The sequence below is a fragment of the Tessaracoccus defluvii genome (assembly GCF_014489575.1).
Classification (GTDB): domain Bacteria; phylum Actinomycetota; class Actinomycetes; order Propionibacteriales; family Propionibacteriaceae; genus Arachnia; species Arachnia defluvii.
Genome location: NZ_CP060789.1, coordinates 2,535,769 through 2,549,478, shown reverse-complemented (window position 1 = coordinate 2,549,478; position 13,710 = coordinate 2,535,769). Strand labels below are relative to the sequence as shown.

12 protein-coding genes are annotated in these 13,710 nt (G+C 70.4%); 5 read left to right on the top strand and 7 right to left on the bottom strand.

The features are described from left to right. Window positions 1-19 precede the first annotated feature (19 nt). Entirely contained in the window at window positions 20-1,972 is a 1,953-nt protein-coding gene (locus H9L22_RS12190; RefSeq protein ID WP_187720164.1) for an RDD family protein, read from the top strand. Between the two features lie 763 nt (window positions 1,973-2,735). On the opposite strand, the gene dcd is transcribed toward H9L22_RS12190, so the two are convergent. The 7 genes from dcd to H9L22_RS19750 form a co-directional block, all read right to left on the bottom strand. Further along, complete coding sequence (dcd, locus tag H9L22_RS12185; protein ID WP_187720163.1) at window positions 2,736-3,311, bottom strand: dCTP deaminase; 576 nt, start codon at window positions 3,309-3,311, stop codon at window positions 2,736-2,738. 206 nt (window positions 3,312-3,517) lie between these two features. Next, window positions 3,518-4,207, bottom strand: coding sequence for a deoxyribose-phosphate aldolase (deoC, locus tag H9L22_RS12180; RefSeq protein ID WP_187720162.1), 690 nt, complete (start codon window positions 4,205-4,207; stop codon window positions 3,518-3,520). Beyond that, window positions 4,207-5,664 (bottom strand): sensor histidine kinase, encoded by a 1,458-nt coding sequence (locus tag H9L22_RS12175; protein WP_187720161.1) that lies wholly within the window; start codon window positions 5,662-5,664, stop codon window positions 4,207-4,209. Before H9L22_RS12175 ends, deoC begins: the two co-directional genes overlap by 1 nt. Then, window positions 5,661-6,389 carry a response regulator transcription factor gene (locus H9L22_RS12170; protein WP_187720160.1) on the bottom strand — a complete coding sequence of 243 codons (729 nt, stop codon included), beginning with the start codon at window positions 6,387-6,389 and terminating at the stop codon, window positions 5,661-5,663. The genes H9L22_RS12175 and H9L22_RS12170 overlap by 4 nt, the downstream gene beginning before the upstream one ends. A gap of 73 nt (window positions 6,390-6,462) precedes the next feature. Further along, window positions 6,463-6,912 (bottom strand): DoxX family protein, encoded by a 450-nt coding sequence (locus H9L22_RS12165; protein ID WP_187720159.1) that lies wholly within the window; start codon window positions 6,910-6,912, stop codon window positions 6,463-6,465. Between the two features lie 71 nt (window positions 6,913-6,983). Then, window positions 6,984-7,958 carry an NAD(P)/FAD-dependent oxidoreductase gene (locus tag H9L22_RS12160; RefSeq protein ID WP_264292445.1) on the bottom strand — a complete coding sequence of 325 codons (975 nt, stop codon included), beginning with the start codon at window positions 7,956-7,958 and terminating at the stop codon, window positions 6,984-6,986. Next, complete coding sequence (locus H9L22_RS19750; protein ID WP_264292444.1) at window positions 7,955-8,341, bottom strand: NAD(P)/FAD-dependent oxidoreductase; 387 nt, start codon at window positions 8,339-8,341, stop codon at window positions 7,955-7,957. Before H9L22_RS19750 ends, H9L22_RS12160 begins: the two co-directional genes overlap by 4 nt. Before the next feature lie 102 nt (window positions 8,342-8,443). Here H9L22_RS19750 and mptB point away from each other — a divergent pair, with 102 nt between their 5' ends. The 4 genes from mptB (at window position 8,444) to thrC (ending at window position 13,455) form a co-directional block, all read left to right on the top strand. Further along, window positions 8,444-9,886, top strand: a complete 1,443-nt coding sequence (gene mptB / locus H9L22_RS12155; RefSeq protein ID WP_187720158.1) for a polyprenol phosphomannose-dependent alpha 1,6 mannosyltransferase MptB — start codon at window positions 8,444-8,446, stop codon at window positions 9,884-9,886. A 34-nt stretch (window positions 9,887-9,920) separates the two neighbouring features. Continuing rightward, on the top strand, window positions 9,921-10,889 hold the full coding sequence (locus tag H9L22_RS12150; RefSeq protein WP_226965828.1) for an ABC transporter ATP-binding protein: 969 nt from the start codon (window positions 9,921-9,923) through the stop codon (window positions 10,887-10,889). Beyond that, a complete protein-coding gene (locus H9L22_RS12145; RefSeq protein WP_187720157.1) occupies window positions 10,889-11,761 on the top strand; it encodes a hypothetical protein in 873 nt (290 codons plus the stop codon). The genes H9L22_RS12150 and H9L22_RS12145 overlap by 1 nt, the downstream gene beginning before the upstream one ends. A gap of 287 nt (window positions 11,762-12,048) precedes the next feature. After that, on the top strand, window positions 12,049-13,455 hold the full coding sequence (thrC, locus tag H9L22_RS12140; protein ID WP_187720156.1) for a threonine synthase: 1,407 nt from the start codon (window positions 12,049-12,051) through the stop codon (window positions 13,453-13,455). The last annotated feature ends 255 nt before the right edge of the window (window positions 13,456-13,710 follow it).

The following is a 13,710-nucleotide window of genomic DNA, read 5'->3' as shown; positions in this document are numbered from 1 at the left end:
ACAGAACTGAGGAGGCCACGTGAGTCGGCTGATTCCGCGGGGCGTCGTCGTCGCCGGCCTTGGCCGTCGATTCATCGCCGCCGTGCTCGACTGGCTGCCGTTCGGCGTCATCTACGGACTGCAGACGCTGCTGGCGCTGACCGTCATCACCACCAACGGCCAGCTCCTGGCCTCCACGATCATCGCAGCCGTCCTCGGCGCCGGATACGGGCTCTACCAGTGGTGGGCCTACGCCAGGCGCGGCGCCGGCCTCGGCGCCCGGGTCATGGGGATCCGGCTGGTGTCGATGAAGGACGGCGAGCCGATCGGCTGGTGGCGCTTCTTCCTCCGCCAACTGGTGTTCTCCGCCCTGATGGGCACGTTCGTCGGCGGCATCGCGCTGCTGGTGTTCCTCGTCATCCATGAGCGTCGCCAGGGCTGGCACGACATGGTCGCCGGCGCCGTCGTCGTCCAGCCGAAGGAGAGCGAACAGCGCGCCACTGCGCCGACGAAGAAGGTCGCGCAGACCACGACCGTCGGCCTGCCGCCGCACCTGGCGAGCACGTTCAGCCCGCAGCCGGGGTCGACGTCGTCGGGTTACGACTCCCAGGCGCCGGACTGGCTGCCGGGGGTGGGTGGCGAGCCGTTCGGCGCGCCCGCTCCGCAGGCGTCGTTCCAGCAGCAGGGGTTCGGGGCGTCGGCTCAGGCTCAGGGTCAGTGGGGCGGCCCGGCGACGCAGCCGGAGCAGCCGCAGTGGGGCGCTCCCGGGGCGCAGCCGCAGCAGGCGCAGTTCGGTACTCCGCAGTTCGGTGGTCAGGCAGCCAGCCCGCAGGCGGGTCAGCCGTCGTTCGGCGGTCAGCAGGGCCAGTTCGGTGCGCCTGCCTCCACCCCGCACGCAGGGCAGGAGCCCTTCGGTGGGCAGTCGGGTGCCCAGGAGCAGGCGTCGTTCGGAGCGCAGTTCGGTGGTCCCGCGCCCAGCCAGCAGCCGGGTCAGCAGTCGTTCGGCGGTCAGCCGGGCCAGTTCGGTGCTCCCGCCTCCACCCCACACGCGGGACAGGACCCCTTCGGTGGGCAGTCGGGTGCCCAGGATCAGGCGTCCTTCGGCGCGCAGTTCGGTGGTTCCGTACCCGGCTCGCAGTCGGGTCAGCCGTCGTTCGGCGGTCAGCCGGGCCAGTTCGGTGGGCCCGCCTCCACCCCACACGCGGGACAGGAGCCGTTCGGCGGCCCTCAGGCTGGGCAACAGTCGTCCGGCGGGCAGCCGGGAGCCCAGGGTCAGGCGTCGTTCGGTACCCAGTTCGGTGGTCCCGCGCCCAGCCCGCAGCCGGGTGCGACCGGTATCCCCGGTGTCGCGCCGACGCCGGGATTCCCGGGCTCGGGCCAGGATTCGCCCGGCCTCGCCGGCGGCCAGCAGGCCCAGGGTCAGGGAGCGCCGGCAGGCGTTCCGCAGCACGGCCACTCTGCTCCCGAGCAGCCGGTCACCCCACGTCCCGCGGCACAGAACTGGATTCCGTTGCCGACGCCGTCGTCGGTCATCGAGCCGGCGCGCCAGGTGCGGGTCCGGCAGCGTGAGTTCGGCGACGTGGACGCCGACGAAGGCACGCGCATCACGAGCCTGCCGGACGGCGCAGCCGGCCGGGCGGGCGATGAAGGCTGGTACGTCCGTCTGGACGACGGCCGCGAGGTCGACCTGGCGGTGACGGTTCTGCTGGGCCGCAACCCGCAGAAGGCGGCCGACGATCCGGCGGAGGTGCATCTCGTGCCGGCGTCGGGGGATGGCCGGATGATCTCCCGCACGCATGTGCTGATCGGTACGGACCCGCGGGGCGTCTACGTCGTCGACCGGGGTTCGACGAACGGCACTGCCCTGGTGACAACGGGCGGCGATCTGGAGCCGTGCCCGTCGGGTACGCAGGTGCGGGTCCGCGAGGGCCAGCAGGTGTCGTACGGAAACCGGTGGTTCACGATCCTGCGTCGCCCGGTCCTCCCGGCCTGACGGGTCCTTCCTACTTGACGGGTGCCTCCGCGTGACGGTGCTTCCGGCGTGACCAGCCGAGGATTCGGCGGGCACGAATCTGGCTTTGCGTGCATAAATCTGGCTTCGCCGTGCATTCTGCTGGCTCAGGCGGCCGTTGTGGCGATATGCGCGTATCGGCCGCTCGGCGGAGATTTGTGCTCGTTCCGGGTTTTGAACGACGTCGGCGTCGGCTGGCTTCAGGGTGTGGACGGCGTCGTCGAGTGGACGGCGTCGGCCCGGACTCGGCTCGGATCAGGCCCCGGCTCCGGGCTCGCCCTCGGCGGGCACGAATCTGGCTCGACGTGCATAAATCTGGCTTCGCCGTGCATTCTGCTGGCTCAGGCGGCCGTTGTGGCGATATGCGCGTATCGGCGGCTCGGCGGAGATTCGTGTTCGTTCAGGGCTGGACGACGTCGGCGTCGGCTGGCTTCAGGGTGTGGACGGCGTCGTCGAGTGGACGGCGTCGGCCCGGACTCGGCTCGGATCAGGACGCGGCTCCGGGGTCGCTCTCGGCGGGCATGAATCTGGCTCGGCGGGCACAAATCTGGCTTCTCCGGGCAGTCTGCTGGCTCAGGCGGCCGTTGTGGCGATATGCGCGTATCGGCGGCTCACCGGAGATTCGTGTCCGTTCAGGCCGCGGGCGGAGTGACGGTGGTGCGAGGCGCTGAGGTTGGCGCGGACCCGGGGCCTGACGTTTGCGCGGGGCGCCTGCGTTGGCCCGGGATGCTGACAGCGCCGTCGACTACACCTGCGTGCGGTGGAAGTTCAGGTGGCTGCGCGACGGCGTCGGGCCACGCTGGCCCTGGTAGCGCGATCCGTACTGCACCGACCCGTACGGGTGCTCAGCCGGCGACGTGAGCTGGAAGAAGCACAGCTGGCCGATCTTCATCCCGGGCCAGAGCTTCACCGGCAGCGTCGCCATGTTCGACAGTTCCAGTGTCACGTGCCCGGAGAAGCCCGGGTCGATGAACCCCGCAGTGGAGTGGGTCAGCAGGCCGAGGCGGCCGAGCGACGACTTGCCCTCCAGCCGCGCGGCGATCGACGCCCCGAGCGTGACCTGCTCGAACGTCGAGCCCAGCACGAACTCGCCCGGGTGCAGCACGAACGGCTCGTCGGGGTCGACCTCGATCATGCGGGTCAGCTCCGGCTGCTCGACCGACGGGTCGATCGACGGGTAGCGGTGGTTCTCGAAGACGCGGAAGAACTTGTCCAGGCGCACATCGATGCTCGACGGCTGGACCATCGCGGGTTCCCACGGATCCAGCGCAATGTCGCCGTTGGCCACTGCCAGATGGATATCGCGATCGCTGAGAAGCATGGCAGGCAGCCTACCGGCAAGGACGGTGAGACGACACGGGCGTCTACAGGGCTCAAGGAGCGGTCCCTGAGGAGCGAGCGCCTGCGCGAGCGTCTCGAAGAGTCGATGGGTGTGACTGGCTCAGGCCCTTCGACAGGCTCAGGAACCGCCCTTCGACACGGCCGCAGGCGGCCGGCTCAGGGAACGGATTGGTCCCTCAGAACCGACTAGTAGCCGCCCTCGACCTCGTCGTCGCTCTCGACCCCGTCCGCACCGTCCAGCACCGCACGCGTGCCCGACAGCCCCAGCCGCGTCGCCCCAGCCTCGACCATCGCGTTCGCCGTCGCGTAATCGCGGATCCCGCCGCTCGCCTTGACGCCCAGCCGCTGCCCGACCGTCGCCGACATCAGTTCGACGGCGTGCACGCTCGCCCCACCCGCCGGGTGGAAGCCCGTCGACGTCTTCACGTAGTCGGCGCCCGCCGCCTCCGCCGCGCGGCAGGCGGCGACGATCTCGTCGTCCGTCAGCGCCGCCGACTCGATGATGACCTTCAGCAGCCCCGTCGTCGCGGCGCGCACCGCAGCGATCTCAGCCTCGACGGCGTCCGCGCGGCCCTCCTTCAGAAGACCGATGTTGATGACCATGTCGACCTCGTCGGCGCCCAGGCGCGACGATTCCGCCGCCTCGAAAGCCTTTGCCTCGGCACTGTGGTTGCCCGACGGGAACCCGCACACCGTCGCCACCTTCACCTCGCCGAGCTCAGCCGTCACCGGCAGCATCGACGGCGACACGCACACGGAGAACGCGCCCAGCTCCCGGGCCTCGGCGACAAGCGCCGCGACCTGCTCGTGCGTCGCATCCGTCTTGAGCAGCGTGTGGTCGACCATCGCGGCCAGCGCCGAACGGGTGATTTCCATCATTGGGTCCTTTCGGGTTGTCCCAGCATCGTAGCGCCGGGCCCCGACGGCGCGGCCAACGGTAGGCGGACGGAGAAGCAGGTGCGGCCGGGCCGCGATTCCACCGACGCCTGACCGCCGAAGCTCTGGACGACGGCCCGCACGATCGCCAACCCCAGCCCCGTCGACTTCTCCGACGTGTGCGGCCGGGTGTCGTCGACGCGGGTGAACCGCTCGAACACGAGGGCCTGCTTCTCGGCCGGAATGCCGGGACCGTCGTCAACGACGTCGATCACGGCCGTCTCGTCCTCGGCGCGCACCGCGACCGACACCGTCGTCCCCGCCGGGGTGTGGGTGCGGGCGTTGCCCAGCAGGTTCACCATCACCTGGTGCAGCTGGTCGGCGTTGGCCATGACGGTGATCTCCGACGGCGGCGCATCCAGCTGCCAACGGTGCCGGGGCGCACTGGCCTGGGCGTCGCTGACGGCGTTGAGAACCACCTCGACGACGTCGACCGGCTCCGGGGTAACCGGGACATCCGAGTCGAGCCGGGCCAGCAGCAGCAGGTCACCGACCAGCTTGGCCATCCGCTCCGACTCGGCCCCGATCCGTGCCATCGCGAACGCCGCGTCGTCCGTGTCGGGACGGCGCTGCGCCAGCTCCGCGTAGCCGCGGATCGCGGCCAGCGGGTTGCGCAGTTCGTGCGACGCGTCGGCGACGAACCTGCGCAGCTTGCTCTCCGACGCCTCGCGGGCCCCCAGCGCGCCCTCGACCCGGCCGAGCATCCGGTTGAACGACGTCGCCAGCCGCGTCACCTCGCTCGCGTCAGGAAGCTCACCGACGGCGACCCGCGGCACCTCGACCGCGCCCCGCTCCAGCTCGAGGCCGCTCACCTCGTCCGCAGTGTTTGTCAGCTCGACCAGCGGGCGGGTGGCGGTGTCGAGCACCTGCCGCGTCACCAGCGAGGTAGCGCCGATCGCCACCAGAGACAACGACCCGGCGAACACACTCAGCCACACCAGCGTCGAGTCGATGTCATTGGTGGGTAGGCCGACGGCGACCCGCCCGAGGCGCGTGTCCCTGGCCTCGACCCGGTAGCGGCCGAGGCCGTCGAGGTCGAGCGAGTGTTTCTCGCCCGGCACCAGGCGCACCATCTCCAGCGCGGCCGTGTCCGAGATGTCCATGACGGCGCCGTCACCCACCATGCCCTTCAGCGCCGTCCCGTCGCCGCGCAGCAGCGTGATGACGGTGCCGGCCCGCATGCCGGGGGTCTCGATGCCCGGCACCCGGTCGCCGCCGACGATGCCCCGGCCCTGGCGCACCTGCGCCGCGTCGAGTTCGCCGTCGAGCTGGTTGTAGAGGATCGTGCGGGCGGCGAAGACCGTCGCGACGCCCAATAGGACGGCCATGACGGCGACCGTCAGGATCAGGCGCGGCCGGAGCTGGGCTGCGAGGGAGCCGCGCTGGTTGCCGGTCACTGCCCCGCCGGCCGCAGGACGTAGCCGACGCCCCGCATGGTGTGGATCATCGGTTCGCGGCCGGCGTCGATCTTCTTGCGCAGGTAGGAGACGTACAGCTCGACGACGTTTGCCTGGCCGCCGAAGTCGTAGTTCCACACGCGGTCGAGGATCTGGGCCTTGCTGAGGACCCGCTTCGGGTTGCGCATCAGGAACCGGAGCAGCTCAAACTCGGTGGCCGTCAGCTTGATGGGTTCCCCGGCGCGGGTCACCTCGTGCGAGTCCTCGTCGAGGATCAGGTCGCCGACGACGATCTGTGTGTCGGGCCGCGCGGTCGTGGCCCCGGAGCGCCGCAGCAGCCCCCGCAGACGGGCGATGACCTCCTCCAGCGAGAAGGGCTTGGTGACGTAGTCGTCGCCTCCGGCGGTCAGGCCGGCGATCCGGTCGGCCACACCGTCGCGCGCGGTGAGGAAGATGACCGGCACGTCGGGCTGTTCGGTCCGCACCCGGCGCATCACCTCGAGCCCGTCGAAGTCGGGCAGCATCATGTCGAGCACGAGCGCGTCGGGGCGCACCTCGCGGGCGACCCGGACGGCCTCGGTGCCGGTGGTCGCGGTGTGCACGTCCCAGCCCTCGTACCGCATCGCCATCGACAGCAACTCGATCAGGCTGGGTTCATCATCGACGGCGACGACGCGGATGGGCGTGCCGTCGGGGCGCAGAAGTGGGTCGGTGGTGGTGGCCATGCCCCCATTGTTCCGCGTCGGCCGGGGATCAGGCTATGGGTTGGCTGTGTGAATCCTGTGAAAGATGGCCACGTCAGGCCGGCGCCTCGATCAACTGGTCGGTCTCCCCGGACGGGCGGACGAACAGGTGGTCGAGTCCGGCGCGGCCCGAGCCGAAGGCCAAGAAGACCAGGCCGAGCGCCGCCTGGGCGGCGTTGTACTCCCACCCGCCGTCCGACAGGGCGAAGCCAGCGTCGCTGCGGACGGTCAGTGCGATCGTCATGTTGAGCACCACCATGCCGAGCCCGATGATCGGGGTCCCCAGACCGAACACGAGCAGTACCCCGCCGCCGATCTCGAACACGACGGTTGCCAGCGCCAGCGCCTGCGCGCTCGGGAGCCCGGCGGCCTCGATGATCTCGACCTGCGCCTCGAGTCCCGTGACCTGCCAGCGGGTCCAGCCGTGCAGGACGAGTGCGGCGCCTGCGACGATCCGGGCGAGGAGGAGCGCGATGTCGCGCACGACGCGGAGGAACGCTTCCATTGCCCGTGCTCCCTTGGTTCGGCAACTGATGTCGCTGTCCAGTGTGCCGTACAAGGTGCGGGCGGCGTCGGCTACTCCTCGGGAACGACCTCGCCGCCGCGCATCAGCTTGCCGGAGGCCCCGGTGCCGAGGCGTTCGAGCGCCAGCCTGCCGACCATCTGCTGGTTGGTCATCACGCGCTGCGAGCGGCCGTTGGAGATGAACGTCAGGGCCCAGCTGACCAGCGTCGTGATCCGCTGCTTGAAGCCTGCGATGTAGAGCAGATGGAGGAACAGCCAGGCGGTCCACGCCAGGAACCCGGTGAGCTTCAGCTTCCCGATCAGGGCGACCGCCTTGTACTTGGAGATCGTCGCCATCGACCCTTTGTCGCGGTAGCGGAACGCACCGGGTGCGCCCCGCTGCTCCAGACGGGCGCGGATAGTCGCCGCGGCATGCCGGGCCTCCTGGATCGCCCCCTGCGCGACGCCGGGGACACCGTCGACTGCAGCCATGTCGCCGACGACGAACACCTCCGGATGGGTGGGGAGCGTCAGGTTCGGCTCCACCTGGATCCGGCCGGCCCGGTCCAGCGCCGCGCCGCTCTGCTCGGCCAATGTGATGCCGAGTTCACTGCCCTGCACGCCGGCGGCCCACACCTTGCACGCCGCCTCGATACGCTCCTCCGAGCCGTCCTTGTGGCGGACGGTGAGGCCGGCATCGTCGACATCGGTGACGATGCTGCCCAGCTGCACCTCCACGCCGAGCTTCTCCAGCGTGGCCTTCGTTCTGGCGCCGAGCTCCGGTCCGAAGGGCGGCAGCACCTGGTCGGCGCCGTCGATCAGGACGACGCGGGCCGAGGCCGTGTCGTAGTTGCGGAACTCCTTGCGGAGCGTGGTGCTGGCCAGCTCGCGGATCTGCCCGGCCATCTCGACGCCGGTCGGACCGGCGCCGACGACCACGAACGTCAGCTCGCGGCGGCGGGCCTCCTCGTCGCGGGTGAACTCGGCGATCTCGAACGACTTGAGGATGCGGGCCCGCAGTTCGAGCGCGTCGTCGATCGTCTTCATGCCGGGGCGTAGGTGGCGAAACGGTCGTTTCCGAAGTAGGACTGCCCGGCGCCGGCCGCGACGATGAGCGAGTCGTAGGGCGTCTCCTGGTAGTCGTTGTGGAACCGCCACTTGACGACGCGGTTCGTCAGATCGATGTCCTCGACGAGGCCGAGCAGCACGGTGGCGTTGCTCTGCCGGCGCAGGATCTCGCGGGTGGCGGGGGCGATCTCGCCCTCGGACAGCACCCCGGTGGCGACCTGGTAGAGCAGCGGCTGGAACAGGTGGCTCGTCGTCTTGGCGATCAGGGTCACCTTGACGTCCGCGCGGCGCAAGGCCTTGGCCGCGAACAGCCCACCGAACCCGGAGCCGATGATGACGACGTGGTGCGGATCTCGACTCATGATTTCAGGGTAACCCGGCGCCCAAGGCTCGCAGAAACCGTTTCGCTCAGGGCGGGAAGGTAGGCTGATGCGTCGCCTGCCCCCTCCCGAACGGAGAACCCCGTGCCACGTCCGTCGTCCTGGCTGCGTGTGCAGGGCGCGACATCGGCGCGCGGATGGTGGTGGGTCCTGGTGGGGTTGGCCGCCGTCGGGCTGATCCTCGCGGGCCAGCTCGCCGACACCCACGGCCTGCTCGAACGGCACGCCAGCTGGTGGCGGCCGTTCGTGACTCTGCCCGGTCACGCGGTGCTGCTGCTGGCGTGGTGGCAGCTCGGGCCGGGCTGGCGCCGTCCCCTCACGACGGCGGCCCTGTGGAGCCTGCCGCTGCTGTTCACCCTGCCGCTCCATTCCCGCGACGCGTACGCCTACGCGGCGACCGGCTGGCAGGTCGCCCACGGGCTGGACCCCTACGTGACGGCGCTCGGCGCCGCCGGGCAGGCGGGGCTGCTCGTCGGCCTCCACTGGTACGACACGACGTCGGTGTATCCCGCGCTGTCGCTGGAGCTGTTCGGGCTCATCTCCCGGCTGACCGGCGGCGACCTGTACTGGACGCTGGTCGCGCTGCGGCTGCCCAGCGTCCTCGCGCTCGTCATTCTGGCGTTCGTGCTGCCCCGGCTGGCCCGCCACTTCGGCGTCGACCCCGCCGTCGCCCTCTGGGCGGGGGTGCTGAACCCCATCATGCTCATCCAGCTCATCGGCGGGGTGCACAACGACGCGCTGATGGTGGCGCTCGGGGCGGCGGCGATGCTCGCGGTGCTCGACCTCGGCTGGTCGGGTTGGCGGGGGCTCGTCACCTCGGGCGTGCTGCTCGGGCTCGCCATGGGCCTGAAGCAGTCGGCCGCGCTGTTCGGCCTGGGAGTCGTCGCCCTCGGCTGGGCGGCCCGGCACCCGGCCTGGAAGGGCTGGGGGCGACTCGCCGTCACCGCGGTGCTTCCCGGCGCCGTCACCGTCGCCACGTTCCTGCTCACGTCCGCGTCCCGCGGCCTCGGCTGGCGGAACCCGACGGCGGGCAACCCCATCGAGGCCACCAGCAACGCCCCGTTCTCCTGGGTCGCGTCGTTCCTGCGCTACAACGAGGTCTTCTCATTCCCCGTCGCCAACGCCCTGGTGGGCGCCGTGTCGACGGTGTGCATCGCCCTCGCCGTCGTGCTGCTGTGGGTGCGGTTCGGGCCCCGCGGCGACTCGGTCGGGGCACCCTGGCGGTTCACGCTGGCGGTGCTCACCGCTGCCTGCGTGCTGGCGCCCGCCCTGCAGCCCTGGTACCTGACCTGGCTACTGCCGCTGTACGCATTCGCTGGCCTGCCCGCCCGCTGGCACCGGGTGTGGCTGGTGTGCGTGCTCGCCTTCTCGCTGCTGCCGGCGCTGCAGGACAAGATCGCGCCGTACTGGGCGATGTTCGTGGTCGCCGTCCCCGCCGTCGTGCTGTGGCGGGCGATGACGGTGTCCGGCTACAGCCCGCTACCGGAGTCCGACGGCGACCGCCTCCCCAGGGGCACCCTGGTGTGATGCGCCTGCCCCGCGGCGTGCATAGGCTCGTCCCATGACAGACGTCCGGTGGGCCGCCCGCGCCGACGACTGGGCGATCCGCTGCACCGACCTGGTCAAACGCTACGGGGGCCGCGAGGTGCTCCGCGGCCTCAACCTCAACGTGCCGCGCGGCGGTGTGCACGGACTGCTCGGGCCCAACGGCTCGGGAAAGACCACCTCCATCCGCGTGATCCTGGGCCTGACAAGGGCGAACGCTGGCCATGCCGAGATCCTCGGCCAGCGGGTGCCCGAGGCGTTGCCGCGGGTGATCTCCCAGGTGGGGGCCATCGTCGAGTCTCCCAAGTTCGCGCCCAGGATGACCGGAAGGCAGAACCTGCTGGTGCTCGGCGCCGCGATCGGTGTCGATCGCCGTCGGATCACCGAGGTGCTGCTGGAGGTCAGCCTCGACGACCATGCCGAGATCCCGTACCGGGCCTACTCGCTCGGGCAGCGGCAGCGCCTCGCCATCGCCGCGACGCTGCTGAAGCGCCCCGAGGTGCTGATCTTCGACGAACCGACCAACGGGCTGGACCCCGTCGGCATCCACGACATCCGCGCCACCATGCGCAGCCTGGCCGACTCGGGCCGCACCGTCCTGGTGTCGTCGCACATCCTCTCCGAGATCGAACAGATCGCCGACTCGCTGTCGGTCATCGTCGACGGGCGCGTCGTCGCCGAGTCGGATATCGAGTCGTTCCTCTCGGGCGGCGAACCGCATGTGCGCATCGGCATCGGCGACCGCGTCGAGGCCATGGACGTGCTGCGCCGCGCCGGCTGGCGGGTGGAGTCTGGTGACGGCGAGCTGCGGGTCCTGCCCAGGGCCGGGGGAGAGCTCGACCCTGCCGGTATCGCGCGGACTCTCGGCGAGGAGGGCCTGTGGCCCTCCGAACTGGTGGCGCAGCGGCAGAGCCTTGAGCAGGTGTTCCTCGAGCTCACGTCGGGTGCCGCGGACTGGAAGCCCGACCCTGAGGGGTGGCGCTGATGGTGGGCTCGTTGCTGAGGGCGGAGTTCCTGCAGCTGCTGTTCCGACGGCGGGTGAGCGCCAGTCTCGTCGGCGTGGTCCTGCTGGGGATCGCCCTTCCGGTCTGGCTGCTGGGAGACATGCCGCCCATGACGGGGGACACGATGGTCTCCGCGCAGGCGAGCTACGTGGATTCGCTGCGGGACGGCACCTGTGACACGTGTAGTCCCACCGACTTCCTGTACGGCTACCGGTCCTTCGGCGCCCTGATCTCCGACGACCTCGGGCCCGCGAGCCTGCTCACGGCGTTGATCGTATTCATGGTGGTCGTCGTCTACGTCGCGGCGGACTTCTCGTCGGGGGCGTTGTCCACCCAGCTGACCTTCACCCCCGCCCGACGCTCCGTGCTGGCGGCGCGCTGCATCGGTGCCGGCCTGCTGGGGGCCACACTGATGGGGCTGGGCACCGTCACCTCGTTGGGGGTGAGTGTGGTCTGGTACATGGCGATGCACGGCGTCGGCTCGATCGGCGTGGCCCCCGGCGCTGCGGCGTTCATCTGCGCGGCCGTGCTCTACGGCGCATTCATCGGAATCATCGGGGCACTGCTGGTGTTTCTGACCAACGGGCCGGTGTGGGCGGCGCTGCTCGCGGGCGGGGTGCTCGCCGTCAACCTGACCGTCTCCTCGGAGGTCTCCCTGTCGAAGGCTGTGGTGCTGCGCTCCCTCATGCCCGTCTATCAGGGGAGTGTGCTGCTGACGGGCGAGGCGCTGGAGTACTCGTACGAGGCGCTCGGGACGGGGCGGCTGGAGGCGGTGGTGTACCACCTGCTGGTGATCATGCTGCTGGCCGTGGTGACGGTGCCGGTGTTTGATCGGCGGGATATCCGGGCCTGAGGTCTGGCTGGGGTGTGGGTTGCGTTGCGCGAACTGGCTGTGCGGCACCCGAGGGGCCTGTCGTGCACAAATCTGGCGGTGCGGCACCCGAGTTGCCTGTCGTGCACAAATCTGGCTGCAGCGTGCATTCGGCTGGCTCAGGCGGCCGTTGTGGCGATATGCGCGTAGCGGCGGCTTGGTGGAGATTCGTGCACATCCAGGCCCTGGTCGGTGAGGCGCGGGTCGGGGTGCAGTCCGCGGCCAGGCAACCCGACGGTGGCTCCGGGGCGCGTCGCTAGACTCCTGCCATGCGTTACGTCTCGACCCGTGGCGGCGGCCAGCCGCGCGCCTTCAGCGACATCCTGCTGGAGGGCCTCGCGCCCGACGGCGGCCTGTACCTGCCCGAGGCGTACCCGCGCGTCGATGCCGCGACGCTGGAGCGCTGGCGTCGCATCCTCTCCGACGACGGCTACGCGGCGCTTGCGTTCGAGGTCGTCAGCCTCTTCATCGACGACATCCCCGCAGCCGACCTGCGTGGCATCGTCGAGCGGGCCTACGCCCCGGCGAAGTTCCTCGAGCCGTCGATCGTGCCGGTCTCCCGGCTGAGCGACGGGCTGTGGCTCGTCCACCTCAGCAATGGGCCCTCGCTCGCGTTCAAGGACATGGCCATGCAGTTGCTGGGCGAGCTGTTCGCCTACGAGCTCGGCCGCCGCGGCGAGACGATCACCATTGTCGGCGCGACAAGCGGCGACACCGGCTCGTCGGCCGAACTCGCACTGCTCGGTAAGCCCGGGGTCCGGGTGTTCATGCTGTCGCCCGCCGACCGCATGACGCCGTTCCAGCAGGCCCAGATGTTCTCCATCGACGATCCGGGCATCGTCAACATCGCCGTCCGCGGCGTGTTCGACGACTGCCAGGACCTCGTCAAGGAACTCAACGCGGACGCCGACTTCAAGGCCCGGCACCGCCTCGGCGCCGTCAACTCGATCAACTGGGCCCGCCTCATGGCGCAGGTCGTCTACTACTTCGCAGCCTGGCTGCGGATCTCCGACGGCGAGCTGGTCAGCTTCGCCGTCCCGTCCGGCAACTTCGGCAACATCGCAGCCGGACACGTGGCCCGCGAGATGGGCCTGCCGATCGACCGCCTGATCCTCGCGACCAACGAGAACAACGTGCTGGAGGAGTTCTTCCGCACCGGCGACTACCGCGTGCGCTCCGGGCCGGAGACGCTGGCCACCAGTTCGCCGTCGATGGACATCTCGAAGGCGTCGAACTTCGAGCGGTTCGTGTTCGACCTGCTGGGCCGCGACGCGGATCGGGTGCGCGACCTGTTCGCCGTCCAGGTTCCCGCCGGCGGGTTCAGCCTCGCCGACGACCCCGCGTTCGCCGGCTGCGCCGAGCGGTTCGGGTTCGTCGCCGGCTCGTCGACCCACGCGGACCGGCTCGCGGAGATCCGCCGCGTCCAGGAGACCGACGGCGTCGTCGTCGACCCGCACACGGCCGACGGCGTGCACGTTGCCCGCACGCTGGGCGTCGACGGGACGGTCGCCGTCCTCGAGACGGCGCTGCCGGTGAAGTTCGCCGAGACCATCGTCGAGGCGATCGGTGTGGTCCCGCCACGGCCCGCCCGCTACGACGGCATCGAGGACCTTCCCCGCCACGTCGTCGAGATCGACGCCGACGCGGCCGCCCTGCGGGGCCTGATCGAGGGCTGATTCTGGAGCGCCCGGGGCCGTCCCGTGGGCCAACTGTGGAACGCCCGGTGCCGCCGTCCCGAGGGCTGACTGTGCACGAATCTCCGCTGGGCGGCCGCTGTGTGCATATCGCCACAGCGGCGGCTTGAGCCAGCGGAATGTTCGCGGGAGCCAGATTTGTACACGCCCAGCCAGATTTGTGTGTGCCGGGCGTCAGCGCTTGCGGGGCCGCGACGATGACATCTGTGCTGGGAGTGGTCGTCGCAGCGTCGTGAC